The sequence below is a fragment of the Rosenbergiella nectarea genome (assembly GCF_900111105.1).
Classification (GTDB): domain Bacteria; phylum Pseudomonadota; class Gammaproteobacteria; order Enterobacterales; family Enterobacteriaceae; genus Rosenbergiella; species Rosenbergiella nectarea.
On record NZ_FOGC01000012.1, the window covers coordinates 90633 to 112729 of the forward strand.

A 22097-nucleotide genomic window follows, 5' to 3' on the forward strand; every position below is an offset into this window, starting at 1 on the left:
ATTCAAACGATTTACTCTGAAATGATTAACGTATTCTGCGTAATATTCAGTCAGTAAGGATAACGTTATGATGGACCGCCTCGATCAGAATCTCGACTTCGTAAGTAAAGCGCTCGCGTTGCGTACTCAGCGACAAAGTATCTTAGCCGGCAACATTGCCAATGCCGATACCCCCGGCTATCAAGCGCGGGATATATCCTTCTCAGCTTCGCTTAAACACAGGATATCCGGTCTCGCGACGCCCGCAGAAGGTATGCATTTACGGTTAACCTCGGCGGGCCATATTGCCGGAAAAACCCAACCCGCTCAGCCCCTTAACGTGATGTATCGCGTGCCAGATCAGCCTTCCGCTGACGGTAACACCGTGGATATGGATAGAGAGCGGGTAGCATTTTCAGAAAACAGCGTGAAATACCAAACGGATCTGACCTACCTTTCTAATCAAATTAAATGGCTGAGCAGTGCCATCCAAGGATAAGGAACCTCGCAGCATGCTCTCAATATTCGATATCTCAGGTTCGGCATTACGGGCCCAGTCGCAACGCCTGAATGTTAGCGCCAGTAATTTAGCCAATGCCGACAGTGTGACGGGACCTGATGGTCAGCCCTATGTGGCGAAACAGGTCATTTTTAAAGCCGAACCGATGAACGCAGCCGGTATTGGTGGCGTGAAAGTGTCAGGGATCATCGATGATCCGACGCCGTTTAAGCAGGTTTATCAGCCGGAGAACCCCCTCGCCGATGAAAAAGGCTATGTCAAAATGCCTAATGTCAATGTCGTCGCTGAAACGGTGAACAGCATCTCTGCCTCACGCAGTTATCAAGCCAATGTTGAGGTGTTGAATACCGTAAAAAGCCTCATGCTGAAGACCCTGACACTGGGCCAATAAGGAGAATCGATGCATGTTATCTGACATTAGCAGCACTAATCGACTAAGCGCCAGTGCCACGACCACGGCTTCGGGAAATTCGAGCACAGATTTACAGAATCAATTCCTGACACTGTTAATCGCGCAATTGAAAAATCAAGATCCCACTAACCCGATGGATAACAGCCAGTTAACGACCCAGCTGGCTCAGATCAACACCTTGGCGGGGATCGAGAATTTGAACACTACCCTGTCATCCATTTCTGGACAGATTAATACCAATCAATCGGTGCAAAACACACTGCTGATAGGTCATGGGGTAATGGTACCCGGCGATGCCATTCTGGTTGGGGAAGAGGCCACCACACCTTTTGGATTCGAAACGGATGCTGCCGCCAGTGCGGTCACCGCTACCATTAAAGATAGTGATGGTAATGTCATCGCCCAATTAGACCTCGGGCCGATGGGGGCCGGCACGCACACCTTCCAATGGGATGGCACGCTTGACGATGATAGTGTCGCTCCGGCAGGAAAATACACCGTCACCATTGATGCGAGTAATGATACCGGCGCGCTAAAAACGACTCCTCTAACTTACGCCATCGTTTATGGGGTCAGCCCGACCGCCACCGGTGCGGTACTCAATTTAGGGACCTATGGTACTGCCACCCTCGATCAAATTAAGCAAATTCTTTAACCAGTAGGAGATAAGTATGTCTTTTTCGCAAGCAGTCAGTGGATTGAATGCTGCCTCAAGTAACTTGGATGTGATAGGGAATAATATTGCTAACTCAGCAACCAGTGGGTTCAAGAGTTCAACCGCTGCCTTCGCCGATATGTTTGCCGGTAGCCAAACAGGGCTGGGGACCAAAGTGTCGGCGGTTATCCAAAACTTTGGTGATGGTGCCATCAATGCAACGGGACGTAATCTCGATGTAGCGCTCTCGGGGAATGGTTTCTTCCGTTTAGTGGATAGCAATGGCTCGATTTATTACTCACGTAATGGCCAGTTGCAGCGTAATGCCGACGGTTACTTAGTTAACACCGAAGGTCTTCAAGTGACCGGCTACCCGGTAGCGGGTTCTCCCGCGACAGTACAGACCGGCGCGGATCCCGTGCCGATTATGATCCCGACGACCCAGCTTCCTGCCCGCGCGACCACTCAAGGATCGCTACAGGTCAATTTGAACTCTTCGGATGCCTTACCAACGATCACGCCGTTTGATGCTAAAGAGGCCAACAGCTATAACGCGAAAAGCAGCATGACCGTCTATGACAGCCAAGGGAATGACCACCAACTCGATCTCTATTTCGTAAAAACGGCCGACAATCAGTGGCAAGTGTATCCCATAGATAGTTCGACGGGTGAAGCATCAGCCGACTTTACCATGAGCTTCGATGCAAATGGTCAACTGACCAGCGATGCTATGCAGTCAATCACTATACAAGGGGCTAATGGAGCGGCGGCTGACCAAGCCTTGACCTTAGATTTCGCTGGCAGTAGTCAGCAGAATACCGGCGAAACGCAATTTGGTAATCCTAAGCAAGACGGCTACGCGCCGGGCGATCTGACCGGGTTCACCATTAATGACGATGGCACAATTATCGGCAGTTATTCGAATCAACGCACCCAAGCGATGGGGCAGATTGTCCTCAGTAGCTTCACTAACAGTGAAGGGCTACAACCAATGGGTAACAATTTGTGGAGCGAAAGTTCTGCTTCAGGACAGCCGGCCATCGGGACGCCTGGCAGCGGTAATTTGGGCACCATGACGGCGGGTGCATTAGAGGCGTCGAACGTCGATCTCAGTAAAGAGCTCGTCAATATGATCGTCGCGCAACGTAATTATCAATCCAATGCGCAGACAATAAAAACCCAAGACCAGATACTCAACACCTTGGTTAACTTACGGTAAAGGATAGCGCCATTCATGGATAGGATGATCTATACCGCGATGAGCGGAGCAAGCCAAACCCTTGCTTTACAGGCGGTGACCTCGAGTAATTTAGCGAACGTCTCGACCCCCGGCTTCAAAGCACAACTGGCGAATTTTCGCGCGGTCCCGGTGGAAGGTGCCTCCCTCGCCACACGCAGTTTTGTCACCGCCTCCACCCCGGGAGCGGATCTCTCCGCCGGTCGTTTTAATTACACGGAACGGACACTCGATGTGGCGCTACACCCCAACGATTGGCTTGCCGTAACGCTACCGGATGGCAGCGAGGCCTACACGCGTAATGGCAACATGCAAGTCTCACCGGACGGGATCCTCACCTTGAATGGCCATCCTGTGGTGGGGGAAGGGGGGCCAATAACCATCCCGGAGCATGCGCAATTAACCCTCGCAACGGATGGTACCCTTACCGCCTTGAATGCCGGGGATCAGCCTAATGCTACGGTCGCGATCGGGCGATTAAAGATTGCACAAGGTGAACCCACCATGGTGACGCGTGGCGATGACGGGCTTTTTCGGCCAACCGCGAAAGCCATTGCCCAGTTTGGCGACGCACGGTTACCGGGTGATCCCTTGGGTAAAGTGATGCCGGGTGTGTTGGAGGAAAGTAACGTCAATCCCGTGCAATCGATGGTGGAGATGATTAATCATGCCCGTCGCTTCGAAATGCAAATGAAAGAGATCAGCCATGCTGATCAGAATGAGCAAAAGGCTAACCAGTTATTATCTATCACAAGTTGATAAGGAAAGACCATGATCCGTTCTTTATGGATTGCGAAAACCGGACTTGATGCCCAGCAAACGAACATGGATGTCATTTCCAATAACCTCGCCAACGTTTCGACGAATGGCTTCAAACGCTCACGCGCGGTATTTGAAGATTTGCTCTATCAGACCCTTCGCCAACCAGGAACGCAGGCTTCAGAGCAGAATACCTTGCCTTCCGGTTTACAAATCGGCACTGGGGTGCGCCCAGTCACCACCGAGCGCCTGCACTCTCAGGGTAATTTATCGAAAACCGATAATGCGAAAGATGTCGCCATCAACGGACAAGGCTATTTTCAAGTCTTGCTACCGGACGGTAGCTCGGCTTACACCCGGGATGGATCGTTTCAAGTGGATCAGAATGGGCAATTAGTGAATAACGCGGGCTATCCGGTTCAGCCAGGGATCACCATTCCGGCGGATGCCTTAAGCATTACCATCTCCAAAGATGGCATTGTGAGTGTGACGCAAGCCGGGCAGACGCAACCGGCTCAGGTTGGCCAATTAACCCTGAATACCTTTGTCAACGATGCCGGATTAGAAAGTAAGGGAGAGAACTTGTATCAAGAGACCCAAGCTTCTGGCGCGGCAACCGAGAGTACGCCGGGTCAAAATGGGGCGGGATCGCTCTATCAAGGCTATGTCGAAACCTCGAATGTTAATGTCGCTGAGGAGTTAGTCACCATGATCCAGACGCAACGTGCTTACGAGATTAACAGTAAAGCCATCAGTACCTCGGACCAAATGTTACAACGTCTAACACAACTCTAAACCGACATGGGCGTGGTCACACGCCCAAAATAAGACAGGAGATAACGGTGAAAATGCGCTGGTTTTACACTGGACTGATGTGGTCATGCTTGAGCGCCCTCAGCGGCTGTGCGCTCATTCCCCATACTCCGTTAGTGAAAGGAGACACCTCAGCCAAGCCCGCCGTACTGCCGCAACCTGTAATGAATGGGTCAATCTTCCAAGCGGTTGCGCCAATGAATTTCGGCTATCAACCTCTGTTTGAAGATCGCAGACCCCGCGCGATCGGCGATACCTTAACCATCATCCTGCGGGAAAACGTCAGCGCCAGTAAAAGCTCAAGCAGTAATGCGTCACGAAAAGGCAGTGGCCAGTTCGGTCTGAGCGTAGTGCCTCGTTCGTTAAATGGCTTATTGGGCGGCGATAAGGCTAACTTTGATGGGGCAGGCAGTAACGATTTTGCTGGAAAGGGGGGAGCCTCGGCGAATAATACCTTCACCGGAACGATCACCGTATCGGTCTCAGCAGTGCTCGCAAACGGTAATTTGAACGTAGTCGGGGAGAAGCAAATTGAAATTAATCAGGGGACCGAGTTTATTCGTTTCTCTGGTGTGGTGAACCCGCGCACCATCAATGCCGATAATGCGGTGCTATCCACCTCAGTTGCCGATGCACGAATCGAGTATGTCGGGAATGGCTATATTAACGATGCCCAACAAATGGGATGGCTACAGCGTTTCTTCTTAACTATCGCACCGATGTAAGGGAGTCCTAGGATGCGAATGATCATCATCATGGTGGGTTTACTCTGTATGAGTCTTTCCTCACTCGCGCAAACACTGCGTATTCGAGATGTTACCCAAGTGCAAGGAGTCAGGGAAAATGCCTTGATTGGTTACGGATTAGTGGTGGGCTTAGATGGTACCGGCGACCAAACCACGCAAACCCCTTTTACCACTCAGTCGATGAGCAATATGTTGTCACAGCTCGGTATTACGCTACCCGCAGGAACCAATATCCAACTAAAAAATGTGGCCGCTGTGATGGTGACGGCTAAACTGCCGGCCTTCGCACGACAAGGCCAAACGGTCGATGTGGTGGTGTCTTCGATGGGGAATGCGAAAAGTTTGCGGGGCGGTACGTTGTTATTGACGCCGTTGAAAGGGGTGGATAATCAGGTCTATGCCCTCGCGCAAGGGAATGTGCTGATCGGCGGTGCGGGCGCGCAAGCCGGGGGGAGCAGTGTACAAGTTAACCAACTGAATGGTGGACGGATCACGGGGGGCGCAACGGTCGAGCGGGAACTGACCAATAATTTTGGTGATAAAAATCAACTGATCCTGCAACTATCGCGTAACGATTTTTCCCTCGCGCAGCGGGTGGCTGACGTCATTAATAAACAAAGTGGTTATTCTGCGGCAGTGCCACTCGATGCCGGCAGTGTCGCGGTGAAAGTCTCTCCTTCCCAGGCCTCACAAGTGCAGCTGTTGGCCAAACTGATGGATTTACCGATTACATTGCCAACCGCACGGGCGAAGATTGTGATCAATGCCCGGACGGGTTCAGTGATTATGAATCAGCAAGTCAGTATCGAACGCTGTGCCGTTGCACAAGGTAACTTATCCGTGACGGTCGATAACCAAACAAAGGTTAACCAACCAGATACGCCGCTCGCGGGGGGAGAAACGGTGGTGACGCCGCAGACGAATATTTCGTTACGCGAGCAGGGCGGTGCGCTACAGAAAGTGAATACCAGTGCGTCGTTAAATGATGTGGTGGCAGCACTGAATACCCTCGGTGCAACCCCGACTGAACTGATGTCCATTTTACAGGCGATGGAAAGCGCGGGTTGCCTTAATGCGGAATTGGAGATTCTTTAATGGATATGACCTTAACAACGGGTTGGGATGTCAATGAACTGAACGCGTTACGTGGGGCGGCAAAACAGTCGCCGCAACAGAATATCGCGGCAGTGGCACGACAAGTCGAAGGCATCTTCTTACAGATGATGCTAAAAAGTATGCGGCAAAGCTTGCCGGGGGGAGATCTGCTTGGCAGCGATCAACAACGGCTGTTTACCTCTTTGTATGATCAGCAGATCACCCAGATGACACCGGATAGCCATTTGGGGCTTGCCGCATTAATCGAAAAGCAAATGCAGCCGGTAACCCCTCCGTCCGCAGAAGTCGGACAACGCGCCTTGCCTTTCGATAATGATCGGCAGTTTTTCCAACGGGTATCACAGTTGGTGGAACGTAAGGTTGATAGCGTTGCGCAGCTGGCACAACCGATGCAGCAATTTATTAAACGTTTACTGCCGCATGTGAGGAGTGTGAGCCGAGAAACGGGGATACCCGTGAAATTGATCCTGGCCCAAGCAGCCCTTGAGTCAGGCTGGGGGCAGCGGCAAATCACGACTGAGCGGGGGCTGCCTAGTCATAACTTGTTTGGAATTAAAGCAGGTAATCGTTGGCAGGGGCCGACGACGGCTACCCTGACGACTGAGTATCGACAAGGTCAGGCAGAAAAAACCACCGAACCCTTTCGCGTCTACCGATCATGGCAGGAAGCATTGCAGGATTATGGCGATCTACTGGTGAATAATCCTCGTTACCAAGCAGTAACCTCTGCACGTAGCGCAGAACAAGGGGCCTACGCGTTACAACAAGCGGGTTATGCCACCGACCCTAATTATGCACAAAAGCTATTGACGATTATCCGTCAGCTCAATCAAAGCCTCCCCACACATCATCCTACCGCCACGCTCAATCTTAACGAATTATTTTAATTGTCTTTATAAAGTCTCGCTTATCTTGTGCCGATAAACAGGTTGGAACGTTGTCAGGCCAAGGCATCTGCAAGTTTATTAGGGTAAGGAAAAGTTATGTCGAGTTTAATTAATTCTGCAATGAGTGGACTAAGTGCCGCCCAGCAACTGTTAAATAGCACCGCGAATAATATTAGTAGTTATACCATTGCGGGATATAACCGGCAGATCACGGTTATTTCTGAAGCGCAAAATACATTTAGTGGTAACAGTTGGTACGGAAATGGGGCGATTGTGAACGGTGTCCAACGGCAATACGATGCATTAATCGATAGTCAACTGCGCAATGCCAGTGCCAAGAGCAGCGCACAGTCGGCGCACTATACTCAGCTCTCTGCCATCGATAAACAGATGACCCTAGAGGGGGGGACATTAAATGACGGGCTCGAGGCTTTTTTTGATACGCTACAGAATGTGGTGAATAATGCCGCTGACCCCGCCGCTCGTCAGGCGGTTATGTCTCAGGCCGCGGCGCTCACTAATCAGTTTACCAGTACGCAGACGATGCTCGATCAGCAACAGCGCGATATCAACACACAATTGCAGAGTACCGTCTCAGCCATCAATAGTTATACCCAGCAACTCGCCACGCTTAACCAACGGATTTCCCAATTATCGCAAAGCGGCGATGCCCCCAATAATCTTCTCGACCAGCGTGACCAGTTAGTGCGTGAGCTTAATGATCAGGTGGGAGTAACGGTCGCAATGCAAGATGGCAATATGACCGTCAGTATTGCTAACGGTTTCACCTTGGTCAGTGGCAGCAAAAGTTATGCATTAGAGGCGATTCCCTCCAATGCCAACCCTGATCAATTGACCATCGGTTACCAAGATAAGGTTGCAGGAAAGGTTGAGCTGCCTGAGAAACTGCTTAAGACCGGTAAGATAGGCGGGTTACTTGCCTTTCGGCATGATGAATTGAATCAACTTCAAAACCGCCTAGGCCAATTGACGCTTGCTTTTACCTCGGCGATGAACAGCGTCCAGCAACAGGGCTATGACCTTAATGGACAGCAAGGGGAAGCGATGTTCACTATCGGTCAACCGACCGTTAAGCAAAATCAGTTAAATAAAGGTGATGCTACACTGAGTGCGACATTTACGGATCCGCAACAAGTACAAGCCTCTGATTATCGTGTTGCTTTTAAAGAAGGGAGTTGGCAGGTGACTCGGTTAAGTGATAATAGCTCAATTAACGCCACGCTATCTGATGATGGTTCAACATTGAGTTTTGAAGGGCTCGAACTCTCAGTGACCGGAACACCGACAGAGGGCGACAGTTTTTTACTACAGCCCGTTAATCAGATAACCCATCAGTTTTCATTAAACTTTAGCGATCCGAATAAATTAGCCGCCGCAGAGGACCTCTCGGGTGAAAGTGACAATCGCAATGTTCAGAAGATGCTCGACTTACAGTCACAAAAATGGGTTGGCGGCACACAAACCTTCAGTCAGACATGGAGCTCTGCGGTAAGTTTTGTCGGCACACAGACGCAAGCGTATGGGAATGCCGTGAACTTGTCGGATAATATCATTACGCAGCTAACCGCGCGCCAGCAAGCCGTATCAGGGGTCAATTTGGATGAGGAGTATGCCAATTTAACCCAATATCAACAGTATTACATTGCCAATACACAAGTGTTGAATACCGCCAGTGCGCTATTCGATGCCTTGATCAGCGTGCGGAGTTAATCCAGAGAGCGGGAGTAAGTAATATGCGATTAAGTACCACCTTTATTTTCCAGCAACAGCTGCGAGGGATCAGTCAGACTCAAGCGGATTGGTTAGCCACTGGACAGCGACTCTCTACCGGTAAGCGGGTTGTTTCTCCTTCGGATGATCCGATTGCGGCGTCACAAGCTTTGGGGATACAGCAGCATCAGCGTACCGAACAGCGTTACGGTATGGCGCAGCAATTTGCACAAACCACCCTGAGCACCGAAGCCACCGCGCTATCCTCGTTAAGCGATACTATTCAATCTGCGATCAGTGACATTATTTATGGTTCAACCGGTACCTTAAATGATGATGATAGGCAATCCGTGGCAGCGAAGTTAGAAGGGGCGCGTAGTCAATTAATGACCATCGCGAACAGTCAGGACAGCAGCGGACGCTATTTGTTTGCCGGGTATAACACCGGCCAGCCGCCGTTTGTCGAGGGAGCACAAGGAGCGACCTATCAAGGGGGCGAACAACCAATTATGCAACAGGTGGATAGCCAACGGGTAATGACCCTAACCCACACCGGTAAACAGGTTTTTCAATCCGCTCCACCCAATCCGAAAGTAGAACCTGATGGTAGTTTGGGCGATACGGATCTCTTCTCGGTCTTAGACAAAGCGATTGCTGCCCTGAAGACACCGCTGAAAGATGCCGATGATGCGGGGATGAAGGATTTTCAGGAGGCAATGAATAAGGCAAACCGAGGGTTAAATAATAGTTTGAACAATATTCTGTCCATTCAATCTGAAAATGGTACCCAGTTGAAGGAATTAGATAGCCTAGGGTCGATCAGTGCCAGCCAGAGTGTGCTTGCCCAAGGCCAATTGAGTCAGTTAACGGATGCCGATATGACGCAAACTATTTCGGAGTATCAAATGAAGCAGACTGCGTTACAAGCCAGCTATACCGCCTTTACGCAAATGTCCAAACTCTCGCTGTTTCAAATGAATAGGTGATAGATAGCAAAACACCCGCACTATCGCGGGTGTTTTGTATTGCGCTGACTTAGCTCGTTTTGGTCACGTCGGCGGTGGCATGGTGACGTGCAGCATGTCCGCCTGCCGAGCCCTTACCGGTGAAGTGATAGACCGGACGCATCCAATCACTCTGTTTCATCGGCTCAGAGACCCAAGCTGGGGCCTCAGCTTTTGTCACGGGTGAGGTGGCCACCAGACGACCCGCGGTAACTGCGGTCGGGGTGATAGGTTCCGCGATCGTCGGCTGAGTTTCGTTGACCGCAGGCTGAGTCTCGATAACCTCGGACTGTGGCGCAACATGCTCTTCTTTAACGGCTGCGGGTTCCACGGTTGATACGGGTTCAGGAACAACGGGTGTTTCAACAGTCTCTGCTGGGGTCGCTGCAACGGATGTCATGGTTGTTTCAACAGGCGTAGAATCGGTGACTGGCAGCGTAGCAGTTTGCTCGTTATCCGTTTCATTCACAGCGTCAATCATCGGTTCCTCAGGGGTGAGTGCCAGATCATAACGTACCCATACCTTACCTGATGCCATTTCCGGCGCAGCGGCCGCCGTGGTCACGGCCATCGGGGTTTGTTGTGGATAACGGTCATCACGATAGCGGCGACGGCGTTGACCACTTACCCGCAGGTGGCGTGGTGAGCGACGCGAGCGGCGTGGTGCAACACTCTCCTGATTATCCATGCTAGCCTGACGCGCCGTGGCTGTTTCAACTGGCGCAGCGACCTCTACCGCTTGTTCAGCGTGTGGCGCAGCGACTGCAACGGCGGCATCAGTGTCAGTCACACGGACTTTTTGTTGCAGAGTACGAGGTTGACGGCGTGGCGCGACCTTTACTTCACGCGGTGCTTCTTCGCTTGATGACGCTTCGTCTTCCAGCACGGGGGCCGTTTCTTGCTTACGCGCTTCTTGTTGCTGACGACGCTCTTCTTGGCGACGACGCTGACGTTCAGCACGTTGCTCACGACGTTGCTGTTCGCGTTGCTGACGCACTTCATCGCTGATCGCATTGTCTTGGCGCGGGGCACGTTCTTGACGAGTCGCGTTTTCCGTATTGTTTGGCTGGTTACGTGGAGATTGAAGACGAGTCTCGTCTTGTTGTCCCGTTACGCTAGTCTCTTTTTGACTCTGACGGCCAGAACGGTCGTTCTTATCATTGCGATCATAACGGTTGTTATTACGGCGCTGAGTGTTACGACGATCTGATTGGCGCTGTTTATCTTGCTGTTGCGACGCAGTCGATGCAGCAGGCGCGGTTGTCGTGGTGTCTGCCGCAGGTTTTTCTGCATTATCAGCGCCAGCGAAGAAGGCTTTAATCCCTTTCACTAGGCGGCTAAAGAAACAACCCGTCGTTTTTTCTGTGGTAGGCTGAGCGGGCGCTTCTGCCGCGACAGGTGGTGCATCAGGCATAACAAAAGCAGCCAGTGCAGGTTGCTCAGAGCGACGACGTTCAACCGTATCGTCTTCCGATGGCAGCGCCATCTCGGTTTCGTGCAATTTCGGCAAGTGGTAACTGAGCGTATGAGTCTCTTCACCTTTGCGTACGCGCAGTACTGAGTAGTGTGGTGTCTGCATCTTGTCGTCTGGAACGATAACGGTTTTCACGCCACCTTGGCGAGTCTCAATGGCATTGACCGCCGAGCGCTTCTCGTTGAGTAAGTACGAGGCGACTTGTACTGGCACGATCGCATGCACTTCTTTGGTGTTGTCCTTTAACGCTTCTTCTTCGATAAGACGCAGGATAGAGAGCGCTAAGGATTCGTTATCGCGGATGGTTCCGGTGCCACTACAACGTGGACAAACATGGTGGCTCGATTCGCCCAGTGAAGGACTTAGACGCTGGCGCGACATCTCAAGCAAACCAAAGCGTGAAATATGGCTGATTTGAATGCGCGCGCGGTCTTGGCGGACGGCATCACGTAATTTGTTTTCGACGGCACGCTGATGGCGGGTTGGCGTCATATCGATAAAGTCGATAACGATTAAGCCACCTAAGTCACGTAACCGCAATTGACGCGCAATCTCATCGGCCGCTTCAAGGTTAGTATTAAAGGCAGTTTCTTCGATATCGCCGCCACGGGTTGAGCGCGCAGAGTTAATATCGATAGCGGTCAAGGCTTCAGTGGTATCGATGACGATAGAGCCACCAGAAGGCAGACGCACTTCACGCTGGAACGCAGATTCAATCTGCGATTCAATTTGATAGTGGCTAAACAGGGGAATTTCACCGGAGTACAATTTAATTTTGCTGGTGAAATCAGGGCGGCCTAACGCAGCGATATGTTGGCGGGCTAATTCAAGGACACTAGGGTTATCGATAAGGATTTCACCGATGTCTTGACGCAAGTAGTCACGGAACGCACGGACAATCACATTACTTTCTTGGTGGATCAGGAAAGGCGCTGGACGGCTGCTCGCTGCCTTTTGAATCGCTTCCCAGTGTTTCAGTCGAAAGTTTAAGTCCCACTGTAGCGATTCTGCTGATTTCCCGACGCCTGCGGTCCGCACGATCAGACCCATGCCATTAGGAATATCGAGAGAGGAGAGGGCTTCTTTTAATTCACTGCGGTCATCGCCTTCAATACGACGGGAGATACCCCCTGCGCGTGGGTTATTAGGCATAAGGACCAGATAACTTCCCGCTAGACTGATAAAGGTGGTCAGTGCTGCCCCTTTATTGCCGCGCTCTTCCTTATCAATTTGTACAATAACTTCTTGGCCTTCGCGTAAAACATCTTTGATGTTTGGACGTCCATGACCGGAGTAATTGTCAGGGAAGTATTCGCGAGAGATTTCCTTAAGAGGGAGAAAACCATGGCGTTCAGCACCATAGTCAACGAAAGCGGCTTCTAAGCTGGGTTCAATACGGGTGATTTTACCTTTATAAATATTCGCTTTCTTTTGTTCATGGCCCGGACTTTCAATATCCAAGTCATAGAGTTTTTGTCCATCTACCAGTGCGACACGCAACTCCTCCTGCTGAGTTGCGTTAATGAGCATTCTTTTCATTTACATGTTCTCGTCATTATCATTTTTGAAAAGCTGCGGGCATTACTGCGATGAGCGAGTTATCCGATGGCTTCGTGTCTGTAGGCAATGACGTCAGCCTCACGGCTGTCGATCGCTTAAGAAGCGCATAACGTCGGGGAAGTGTTACTAATCAGCTTCACAATTCCGTAGAGATCATCTCTTCCCAAAATAAGGGGAGAGGGCAATATCCCATCTCGTTCAGGCTGCAGTCCGCAGCCCGCTAACTATCTGAATCCACTCGACGTCTTATGCCATTGCAGCGTGTTGTCTCATCAGATAAAAATTCAACTAAGTTGCTTTACGATGCAAAGTTCTGTAATCGTTCAGCCCCAGCATTATTCCATTGCTCCCCTTCATATAGCAAGGTGACTTTCGCGTTGTTGATCACTTTATTTATTATTTGAGCAATTTAAGAGGAAAACCAGAAAATAGCTGGTTAAAAAGAGAGCATAGTGCGCGATATTGGCGGACGTAAGAGTAATAAAAGAGTAGCGATCAATCTTGAGTCTCTTTACACTTATCCGCATGAAAACAGAACATAATGGCGTACAGCTGATTGCCATCACGTCGGAACACGACGGACAGCGAATTGATAACTTTTTGCGGACCTTTTTGAAAGGGGTTCCGAAGAGCATGATTTATCGAATCTTACGTAAAGGTGAGGTTCGAGTGAACAAAAAAAGAGTAAAACCGGAATATAAACTTATTGCCGGCGATGAACTGCGTATCCCACCGGTTCGGACTTCTCAGAGTGAGGCGCCGGAAGTCTCGCCTAAGTTAGCACGCGTCGCGCAGTTAGATGACGCTATCCTGTACGAAGACGAGGCGATTCTGGTGTTGAATAAGCCCTCCGGTACGGCGGTACACGGTGGTAGTGGCTTGAGTTTCGGGGTTATCGAAGGTTTACGTGCCTTGCGACCGGATGCGCGTTTTCTGGAATTAGTTCATCGATTAGATCGCGATACCTCGGGCATTCTACTCGTCGCTAAAAAACGGTCTGCGTTGCGCTCTTTGCATGAACAGCTGCGTGATAAGACTATGCAGAAAGATTATCTGGCATTGGTGCGCGGCGAATGGCCTTCCCACCTTAAATCCGTTAAAGCCCCGCTGCTGAAAAATATTTTGCAAAGTGGTGAGCGGGTCGTGAAAGTCAGTACTGAAGGTAAACCCTCCGAGACACGGTTTAAGGTTGAAGAGCGTTTTGGCTTCGCGACCTTGGTCAAAGCGAGTCCGGTCACCGGGCGCACTCATCAGATTCGGGTGCATACTCTACATGCTGGTCATGCTATCGCCTTCGATGACCGCTATGGTGTCGCCAGTTTTGATCAACAATTAGCCGGCACTGGACTCTCGCGTCTCTTCCTGCATGCGGCAGCGCTGACCTTTACCCATCCTGGGACAGGTGAAACCCTAAGGGTTGAAGCCCCGTTAGATTCAGGGCTTAAACGCTGTTTAACGACACTGCGTCAGAAGAAAAACGCCTAAGTGAGTAGGGCATTAATCGGTTAACGGATTAATGCCTATTTTTCTAAGGATGGCCGATAGCGCAATCAAGGGTAAACCGACGAGCGTATTCGGGTCATCTCCCGCCATTCGCTCAAATAGCGTGATCCCCAATCCCTCCGATTTAAAACTCCCTGCACATTGTAACGGTTGTTCTTTATGGATGTAGCCCCAGATTTCGTCGTCGGTGAGTTCTCGAAAAAAGACTTGATAGGTTTCTAGCCGCTGATGCCACTGATGGTTAACGCCGTCATACACGGCCAAACCGGTGTGGAATGTCACACATTGTCCGGAAGAAGCACGCAACTGGATAAACGCCTGCTCTGGGGTATGGGGCTTGCCCAAGATGCGTTCAGCTAAACTCCCCAATTGGTCACAGCCGATAATGATGCTGTCTGGATATCGGTCGATCAGCGCTGAAGCCTTTTCGCGGGCTAGGCGTAACACTTGCTCTTCAATCGATTCTCTGGGAGCCGCCGATTCGTCGATATCGGGTGCGGCACAGAAAAAGGGGAGTCCCAGTTTATCTAAAACCGCCTGACGAAAAGGAGAGGAAGAGGCGAGTACGAGGTTATAAGACATATTTTTTTCATAATCTATAGCGAATTAGGTCAACTCATCTTAAACTATCTGCCGCACTGGTTGCGAATTTCTCGGTTAAAGATGCGGGTCAATGGCCTTTTTCTTTGACTCTTTATCATTACAAAGTTAATATGCGCGCCCTATGCAAATAGTAAAATTACCTCTTACTCTGGATCTGCAACGTACTGCACAGAAACGCCTTGATTATCAGGGAGTCTATGTTGCGGACGCGTTACAACGTTTAGCCGATTCAGTGGTGAGTGTGGACACCGATGTGTCGTGTACCATGTCTTTCGGCATTGATAGCCAGCGCTTAGCCGTCCTTGAGGGCAGCGCTGACGTAACGGTAACGTTATGCTGCCAGCGTTGTAATGACACGTTCACTCATACTGTCCACGTAAAATACCTCTTCAGCCCTGTTCGCAATGACGAGCAGGCGGAAGCGTTACCAGAAGATTATGAGCCCGTTGAAGTCGATGAGTTTGGCGAAGTCAATGTGCTTGCGGTAATCGAAGATGAACTTATCCTCGCATTGCCTGTCGTTCCGGTACATGATTCTGAACACTGTGAAGTGTCCGACGCGGATATGGTATTTGGCGATTTGCCTGCTGAGGCAGAAAAACCAAATCCATTTGCCGTATTAGCAAGTTTAAAGCGTAAGTAATAGGAGTAAGGTCCATGGCCGTACAACAGAATAAACCAACCCGTTCCAAGCGTGGCATGCGCCGTTCACACGATGCACTGACTACGTCTGCTCTGTCCGTAGATAAAGTTTCTGGCGAAACTCATCTGCGTCACCATGTGACTGCTGACGGTTACTACCGTGGTCGCAAGGTAATTGCTAAGTAATTCTGGCCGCGAAGCTAGGTATTACTTTGACACGTGTGACCCTGGCTGTTGACGCCATGGGCGGGGATTTCGGTCCCCACGTGACAGTGCCTGCAGTTCTGCAGGCACTGGGCATCTATCCCTTCTTAGAGATTTTTCTTGTCGGCCTTCCCGACACACTTCAGCCATTACTTGTGACAGCAGATTCCTCTGTACTCGAACGTCTTCATTGCGTCGCGGCTGAGTCTGTTATCACCAGTGATGTAAAACCCTCATCGGCCATTCGCCAAAGTAAAAATAGCTCAATGCGGCTTGCGTTAGAGTTAGTCAAAGAGCAGAAAGCGCAGGCTTGCCTGAGTGCAGGGGATACCGGTACGCTGATGGGGCTGGCATTATTCCTTCTCAAACCTCTGCCACAAATCCGTCGCCCAGCGTTAATGACCCTGTTGCCCAACGCCTTGGATGGCCAGACCGTCATCCTCGATATTGGCGCCAATGTTGAGGCGGACAGTGAAATGTTACTGCAGTTTGCGATGATGGGCGCAGTAGTGGCGCAACAAATGTTAGCCATCTCTGAACCTCGGATCGCATTGCTTAATGTTGGTCAAGAAGAGGGCAAAGGGAAAGAATCTATCCGTCAAGCCGCGAAATTATTACGGCAACAGAGCGTGATCCGTTATACTGGCTTCTTAGAAGGAAGTGAATTACTAACAGGTCAAGCTGATGTCTTGGTCTGTGATGGGTTCAGTGGCAATGTGGCATTGAAGACGTTAGAAGGCGCGGTTAGATATTTTCTTCAACGTGCAGGGCGTGGCCAGTCTAGCTGGCGGCGGCTTATCCGAACACTGCTTTCACCAAATACCAGTAAGATTGATCCAGATAAGTATAATGGTGCATTTTTATTAGGGTTGTCGGGCGTGGTCATTAAGAGCCATGGGGCAGCGAATCAGCAAGCTTTTTTAGCGGCAATTGAGCAGTCAATATTGACGGTACAGCGGCAACTCTCCCAGCGAGTCGCCCGCCAATTAGCCACTGTAGTAGCCAGGAGTGACAGAACATAAATGTTTAGCAAAATTATGGGTACGGGTAGTTATCTACCTGAACAAATCCGCACCAATGCAGATTTAGAAAAAATGGTAGAGACAACCGACGAATGGATTGTTACTCGTACCGGTATCCGTGAACGTCGCGTTGCGGGTCCCGATGAAAACGTGGCGACTATGGGTTTCTATGCTGCGCAAAAAGCCATCGAGATGGCGGGGATCGATAAAAACGACATCGGACTCATCATCGTTGCGACCACGTCATCGAGCCACGCTTTCCCGAGTTCCGCCTGTATGATCCAACAACTGTTGGGCATCACCGACTGTCCTGCATTTGACTTAGCCGCCGCCTGTGCGGGGTTCACCTATGCACTCAGCGTTGCCGATCAATACATCAAAAATGGTGCAGTGAAACACGCGCTGGTGATTGGGGCTGATGCGTTAACTCGCACACTCGATCCTAACGATCGAGGCACCGTCATCTTGTTCGGTGATGGCGCCGGGGCAGTGTTACTTGGTCAGAGTGAGAGTGCTGGAATTATCTCAACCCATCTACACGCTGATGGCAGTTTTGGGAAATTACTGACATTAGGTTATCAAGATCGTGAGCACCAAGATCAGCCATCCTATTTAACCATGGCAGGTAACGAGGTGTTCAAGGTTGCGGTCACTGAACTCGCCCACATTGTTGAAGAAACATTGGAAGCGAATGGAATTGATCGTTCAGAGCTTGATTGGCTAGTGCCTCACCAAGCCAATTTACGTATTATTAGCGCCACGGCTAAAAAATTGCATATGGGAATGGATAAAGTCGTCGTCACGCTTGATCGTCACGGTAATACTTCAGCGGCATCCGTGCCGACCGCGCTCGATGAAGCCGTGCGCGATGGACGAATTCAACGGGGGCAGTTGATTTTATTAGAAGCCTTTGGCGGTGGTTTTACTTGGGGCTCTGCCCTCGTTCGTTTTTGATTGACAGGTATCTTTTATGACACACTTTGCTTTTGTTTTTCCCGGTCAAGGTTCACAGACGTTAGGAATGCTAGCGGAATTAGCCGCTGAACATCCGGTTATTGAAGCCACTTATGCTGAAGCGTCTGAGGCCCTAGGTTACGACCTTTGGCAACTGGTCCAGCAGGGCCCTGCTGAAGAGCTAAATAAGACCTGGCAAACTCAGCCTGCTTTACTCGCGGCTTCCGTGGCGTTATTCCGTCTGTGGGAGCAACAAGGCGGCGCACAGCCCGCGCTGTTGGCAGGACACAGCTTAGGGGAATACTCGGCGCTAGTTTGCGCAGGCGTGATTGGCTATGCTGAGGCCATCCGTTTAGTCGAGCTACGTGGAAAATTGATGCAAGAAGCCGTGCCAGAAGGTACGGGTGCGATGCAAGCCATCATTGGTCTCGATGATGCCGCCATTCGCCAAGCGTGCGAAGAGAGTGCGCAAGGGCAAGTGGTTTCCCCTGTTAACTTCAATTCCCCAGGGCAGGTGGTTATCGCGGGCAACAAAGAAGCGGTAGAACGTGCAGGTGTGGCGTGTAAAGCTGCGGGGGCAAAGAGAGCCTTACCGCTTCCGGTTAGCGTCCCGTCGCACTGTGCGTTAATGAAGCCTGCTGCAGATAAATTAGCCGTTGCCTTGCGGGAGATCACTTTCAGCGAGCCTAAGATTTCTGTGGTCAACAATGTTGATGTAAAATGCGAGACGGATGGAGAAGCAATTCGTGAGGCATTAGTCCGCCAGCTTTATAGTCCAGTACGTTGGACGGAAAGCGTGCAATATATTGCTACGCAAGGTGTGACACAGTTAGTCGAAGTCGGGCCAGGAAAGGTGCTGACAGGGCTGACAAAAAGAATTGTTGATACGTTAACGGCGTCAGCGATTAACGATCCAGCTGCATTCAGCGCAGCATTGATTAAAGAATAAGAGGAAAAACATGAACTTCAATGGTAAGATCGCGCTCGTTACGGGTGCTAGTCGTGGAATTGGTCGTGCGATTGCTGAAAAATTAGTGGCCGGCGGGGCAACGGTTATCGGTACAGCGACCAGCGACAACGGTGCTGAAGCAATCAGTGCCTACCTTGGGGATAAGGGCAAAGGACTGGTGCTCAATGTCACTGATGCGGCATCTATCGATACAGTATTGCAACAAATCCGTGCAGAATTTGGCGAAATTGATATTTTAGTTAATAATGCAGGGGTAACTCGTGATAACCTATTAATGCGCATGAAAGACGATGAGTGGCAGGATATCCTTGACACGAACCTGACTTCTGTTTTTAGACTATCTAAGGCAGTATTGCGTGCCATGATGAAAAAGCGCATAGGAAGAATCATTACCATTGGTTCGGTTGTCGGGACAATGGGTAATGCGGGCCAAGCAAACTACGCTGCTGCAAAGGCGGGTTTAATTGGTTTTAGCAAATCACTGGCGCGAGAAGTTGCGTCACGTGGTATTACTGTGAACGTTGTGGCTCCTGGTTTCATCGAAACCGACATGACGCGAGCACTGAATGAAGAGCAACGATCTGGTATTTTAGCAGAAGTTCCTGCTGCCCGTTTAGGGGAGCCTCAGGAAATTGCTAACGCTGTGGCCTTCTTAGCCTCTGACGAAGCAAGTTACATCACTGGTGAAACTTTGCACGTTAATGGCGGGATGTACATGGTCTGATCTGCTTCAAATTATTATTTTTGAGATTTATTGTACAAAAAATACTAATTTGTCGTCAGAAAAGCAGGGAAGTAGTTGCATCTTTTTAAACATTTTATAAACTACGAAAACCGTCGCATTAGCGAGTTTTGATAGGAAATTAAATAGTATGAGCGATATCGAACAACGCGTTAAGAAAATCATTGCTGAGCAGCTGGGTGTTAAAGAAGATGAAGTGATCAACTCTGCTTCTTTCGTAGAAGACCTGGGTGCTGATTCTCTTGACACCGTTGAGCTGGTAATGGCTCTGGAAGAAGAGTTTGATACTGAGATTCCAGACGAAGAAGCTGAGAAAATCACTACCGTACAGGCAGCGATCGACTACATCAATAGCCATCAGGGCTAATGAACACCTTCAGGCGGTCACTCGACCGCCTGAAATTTATTCCGTCCCACGAAGAATAATTATTCCCCTCCCTGGAGGACGAACGTGTCTAAGCGTCGTGTAGTTGTGACCGGTCTTGGCATGTTGTCTCCTGTCGGCAATACAGTAGAGTCTACCTGGAATTCTCTCCTAGCCGGTCAGAGCGGCATCAACCTGATTGACCATTTTGATACTAGTTCTTATGCAACGCGTTTTGCAGGAACAGTAAAAGATTTTAATTGTGATGAGATCATCTCGCGTAAAGAACAACGTAAAATGGATATGTTTATCCAATACGGGATCGTTGCGGGTGTTCAAGCATTGCAAGACTCTGGAATTACCGTTACCGAACAAAATGCCCACCGTATTGGTGCCGCCATTGGTTCGGGTATTGGCGGACTTGGCCTGATTGAAGAAAACCATGCAGCGTTGACTAAAGGTGGACCGCGCAAAATCAGTCCATTCTTCGTGCCGAGTACTATCGTGAATATGGTGGCGGGTCATCTGACCATTATGTACGGTCTGAAAGGACCCAGCATCTGTATTGCGACAGCCTGTACATCCGGCGTTCATAACATCGGCCATGCGGCACGTATGATTGCTTATAACGATGCTGACGTGATGTTAGCCGGTGGAGCAGAAAAGGGGAGTACTCCTCTTGGTGTCGGCGGTTTCGGTGCGGCCCGTGCGCTCTCAACGCATAACGATAATCCTCAGGCGGCGAGTCGCCCATGGGATAAAGACCGTGATGGTTTCGTGCTGGGTGATGGTGCTGGGGTGTTAGTTCTCGAAGAGTACGAACATGCGAAAGCTCGTGGCGCAAAAATTTATGCTGAATTAGTCGGTTTTGGAATGAGCAGCGATGCTTATCACATGACCTCCCCACCAGAAAATGGTGAAGGGGCAGCGCAAGCGATGCGTAATGCATTGAATGATGCACAACTAAATGCTGAGCAGATTGGCTATGTTAACGCACACGGAACCTCTACCCCAGCGGGTGATTTGGCCGAGTGTCAAGCCGTTAAATCAGTATTTGGTCAACAAACTAAAGTGTTGGTCAGCTCGACGAAATCAATGACTGGGCATCTGCTGGGTGCAGCAGGGGCAGTCGAATCGATCTTCTCTATTCTGGCCTTACGTGATCTAGCAATCCCGCCTACCTTGAATCTGGATAATCCAGATGTGGGCTGTGATCTCGATTTCGTTCCGCACACTGCACGTCAAGTTTCAGGTCTTGAGTATGCACTCTGTAACTCGTTTGGGTTCGGTGGTACCAATGGCTCATTGATCTTCCGTAAGATCTAAATGCTGACTCCTTCAAAAAGCCCGTTTAACGGGCTTTTTTTTTGCCAACGCGAGGGCTTATCGTATGCAGTTGATCAATGGTGTTAACACATCCCAACTCTCCAGTCTCGATCGTGGCTTACAATTCGGTGATGGCTGTTTCACCACGGCACAAGTTAATGCAGGCAAGGTACGTTTTTTAACCCATCACTTGGCTCGTTTAGCTCACGATAGCCAACGGCTGGGTATTCAATTCGATGCCTGGCCGGAGTTAGCGCAAGAAATTAACATGCTGGCTCAACAGAGCGACTTAGGGGTGATCAAGATTCTGTTAACCCGCGGCGTCGGGGGAAGGGGCTATAGTGCTGCAGACTGTACGGAAACTCAACGTATCCTGTCGTTAGCGCCCTATCCAACGCATTACGCCGCGTGGCAGCAGCAAGGGGTAACCTTAATCACCAGCCCCATTCCTTTAGGAATGAATCCTTATCTAGCGGGGATTAAGCATTTAAACCGCCTAGAACAAGTGCTGATTAAGAACTATCTTGATCGCCAAGGGGCTCAAGAAGCGCTGGTCCTCGATTCACAGGGTAATGTGGTGGAGTGCTGTGCGGCCAATATTCTTTGGCGTAAGGGGCAACAGATCTTTACTCCGGCGCTGACCCATAGTGGCGTTGAAGGAATAATGAAAGGCTTAGTGATTGAAGCCTTGCAGGCGGAAGGGTACCATTGCCGCCACGTCACTCAAGCACCGACAGCGCTTGAACAGGCTGATGAAGTGATTATTTGTAATGCATTAATGCCAGTGCTTCCCGTCACCCGTATTGACCAATGGCACTATCATCCCGGTGAGGCAATGGCAACACTGATTAAATTAGGATTTACTGCGAGTTAA

Annotated in this window: 23 protein-coding genes; 21 read left to right on the forward strand and 2 right to left on the reverse strand. The window is 50.1% G+C overall.

Going from position 1 to position 22097, the window contains the following annotated elements; all coding sequences use genetic code 11:
- Positions 1 to 67: 67 nt before the first annotated feature.
- The 11 genes from flgB to flgL all read left to right on the forward strand — a co-directional run bounded on the left by flgB (position 68) and on the right by flgL (position 9841).
- A complete protein-coding gene (flgB, locus tag BMX14_RS13820) occupies positions 68 to 478 on the forward strand; it encodes a flagellar basal body rod protein FlgB (protein WP_092677735.1) in 411 nt (136 codons plus the stop codon).
- A 13-nt stretch (positions 479 to 491) separates the two neighbouring features.
- Positions 492 to 890, forward strand: coding sequence for a flagellar basal body rod protein FlgC (gene flgC, locus BMX14_RS13825; RefSeq protein ID WP_092677737.1), 399 nt, complete (start codon positions 492 to 494; stop codon positions 888 to 890).
- A gap of 13 nt (positions 891 to 903) precedes the next feature.
- Complete coding sequence (flgD, locus tag BMX14_RS13830) at positions 904 to 1566, forward strand: flagellar hook assembly protein FlgD (protein WP_092677739.1); 663 nt, start codon at positions 904 to 906, stop codon at positions 1564 to 1566.
- A gap of 16 nt (positions 1567 to 1582) precedes the next feature.
- Positions 1583 to 2785, forward strand: a complete 1203-nt coding sequence (flgE, locus tag BMX14_RS13835; RefSeq protein WP_092677741.1) for a flagellar hook protein FlgE — start codon at positions 1583 to 1585, stop codon at positions 2783 to 2785.
- A gap of 15 nt (positions 2786 to 2800) precedes the next feature.
- Positions 2801 to 3562 (forward strand): flagellar basal body rod protein FlgF, encoded by a 762-nt coding sequence (locus BMX14_RS13840; protein ID WP_092677743.1) that lies wholly within the window; start codon positions 2801 to 2803, stop codon positions 3560 to 3562.
- A 12-nt stretch (positions 3563 to 3574) separates the two neighbouring features.
- A complete protein-coding gene (gene flgG / locus BMX14_RS13845) occupies positions 3575 to 4357 on the forward strand; it encodes a flagellar basal-body rod protein FlgG (RefSeq protein WP_092677745.1) in 783 nt (260 codons plus the stop codon).
- Between the two features lie 53 nt (positions 4358 to 4410).
- Positions 4411 to 5100 (forward strand): flagellar basal body L-ring protein FlgH, encoded by a 690-nt coding sequence (locus BMX14_RS13850; protein ID WP_092677805.1) that lies wholly within the window; start codon positions 4411 to 4413, stop codon positions 5098 to 5100.
- 12 nt (positions 5101 to 5112) lie between these two features.
- Positions 5113 to 6216, forward strand: a complete 1104-nt coding sequence (locus BMX14_RS13855; protein WP_092677747.1) for a flagellar basal body P-ring protein FlgI — start codon at positions 5113 to 5115, stop codon at positions 6214 to 6216.
- The gene (gene flgJ, locus BMX14_RS13860) at positions 6216 to 7124 is read left to right on the forward strand and encodes a flagellar assembly peptidoglycan hydrolase FlgJ (RefSeq protein ID WP_092677749.1); all 909 of its coding nucleotides are present in this window, start codon (positions 6216 to 6218) and stop codon (positions 7122 to 7124) included. Before BMX14_RS13855 ends, flgJ begins: the two co-directional genes overlap by 1 nt.
- 96 nt (positions 7125 to 7220) lie before the next feature.
- A complete protein-coding gene (gene flgK, locus BMX14_RS13865; RefSeq protein ID WP_092677751.1) occupies positions 7221 to 8855 on the forward strand; it encodes a flagellar hook-associated protein FlgK in 1635 nt (544 codons plus the stop codon).
- A gap of 23 nt (positions 8856 to 8878) precedes the next feature.
- On the forward strand, positions 8879 to 9841 hold the full coding sequence (gene flgL / locus BMX14_RS13870; protein ID WP_092677753.1) for a flagellar hook-associated protein FlgL: 963 nt from the start codon (positions 8879 to 8881) through the stop codon (positions 9839 to 9841).
- Between the two features lie 49 nt (positions 9842 to 9890).
- On the opposite strand, the gene rne is transcribed toward flgL, so the two are convergent.
- Positions 9891 to 12872 (reverse strand): ribonuclease E, encoded by a 2982-nt coding sequence (rne, locus tag BMX14_RS13875; RefSeq protein ID WP_092677755.1) that lies wholly within the window; start codon positions 12870 to 12872, stop codon positions 9891 to 9893.
- A 546-nt stretch (positions 12873 to 13418) separates the two neighbouring features.
- Here rne and rluC point away from each other — a divergent pair.
- Positions 13419 to 14378: a 23S rRNA pseudouridine(955/2504/2580) synthase RluC gene (gene rluC / locus BMX14_RS13880; RefSeq protein WP_092677757.1), complete on the forward strand. Its 960-nt coding sequence runs from the start codon at positions 13419 to 13421 to the stop codon at positions 14376 to 14378.
- A 12-nt stretch (positions 14379 to 14390) separates the two neighbouring features.
- On the opposite strand, the gene BMX14_RS13885 is transcribed toward rluC, so the two are convergent.
- The gene (locus tag BMX14_RS13885; RefSeq protein ID WP_092677759.1) at positions 14391 to 14978 is read right to left on the reverse strand and encodes a Maf family protein; all 588 of its coding nucleotides are present in this window, start codon (positions 14976 to 14978) and stop codon (positions 14391 to 14393) included.
- Positions 14979 to 15120: 142 nt separating this feature from the next.
- Between BMX14_RS13885 and yceD the strand changes: the two genes are divergently transcribed.
- From yceD to pabC, 9 genes are all read left to right on the forward strand, one after another.
- Positions 15121 to 15642, forward strand: coding sequence for a 23S rRNA accumulation protein YceD (gene yceD / locus BMX14_RS13890; protein ID WP_092677761.1), 522 nt, complete (start codon positions 15121 to 15123; stop codon positions 15640 to 15642).
- Positions 15643 to 15656: 14 nt separating this feature from the next.
- Positions 15657 to 15827: a 50S ribosomal protein L32 gene (rpmF, locus tag BMX14_RS13895; protein ID WP_048911991.1), complete on the forward strand. Its 171-nt coding sequence runs from the start codon at positions 15657 to 15659 to the stop codon at positions 15825 to 15827.
- A 26-nt stretch (positions 15828 to 15853) separates the two neighbouring features.
- The gene (gene plsX / locus BMX14_RS13900; protein ID WP_092677763.1) at positions 15854 to 16867 is read left to right on the forward strand and encodes a phosphate acyltransferase PlsX; all 1014 of its coding nucleotides are present in this window, start codon (positions 15854 to 15856) and stop codon (positions 16865 to 16867) included.
- Positions 16868 to 17821 (forward strand): beta-ketoacyl-ACP synthase III, encoded by a 954-nt coding sequence (locus BMX14_RS13905; protein WP_092677765.1) that lies wholly within the window; start codon positions 16868 to 16870, stop codon positions 17819 to 17821.
- A 16-nt stretch (positions 17822 to 17837) separates the two neighbouring features.
- Complete coding sequence (gene fabD, locus BMX14_RS13910) at positions 17838 to 18770, forward strand: ACP S-malonyltransferase (protein ID WP_092677767.1); 933 nt, start codon at positions 17838 to 17840, stop codon at positions 18768 to 18770.
- 10 nt (positions 18771 to 18780) lie between these two features.
- Positions 18781 to 19515 carry a 3-oxoacyl-ACP reductase FabG gene (fabG, locus tag BMX14_RS13915; protein WP_092677769.1) on the forward strand — a complete coding sequence of 245 codons (735 nt, stop codon included), beginning with the start codon at positions 18781 to 18783 and terminating at the stop codon, positions 19513 to 19515.
- Positions 19516 to 19663: 148 nt separating this feature from the next.
- A complete protein-coding gene (acpP, locus tag BMX14_RS13920) occupies positions 19664 to 19900 on the forward strand; it encodes an acyl carrier protein (protein ID WP_028685983.1) in 237 nt (78 codons plus the stop codon).
- An 84-nt stretch (positions 19901 to 19984) separates the two neighbouring features.
- On the forward strand, positions 19985 to 21223 hold the full coding sequence (fabF, locus tag BMX14_RS13925) for a beta-ketoacyl-ACP synthase II (protein ID WP_092677771.1): 1239 nt from the start codon (positions 19985 to 19987) through the stop codon (positions 21221 to 21223).
- Between the two features lie 64 nt (positions 21224 to 21287).
- A complete protein-coding gene (gene pabC / locus BMX14_RS13930) occupies positions 21288 to 22097 on the forward strand; it encodes an aminodeoxychorismate lyase (RefSeq protein ID WP_092677773.1) in 810 nt (269 codons plus the stop codon).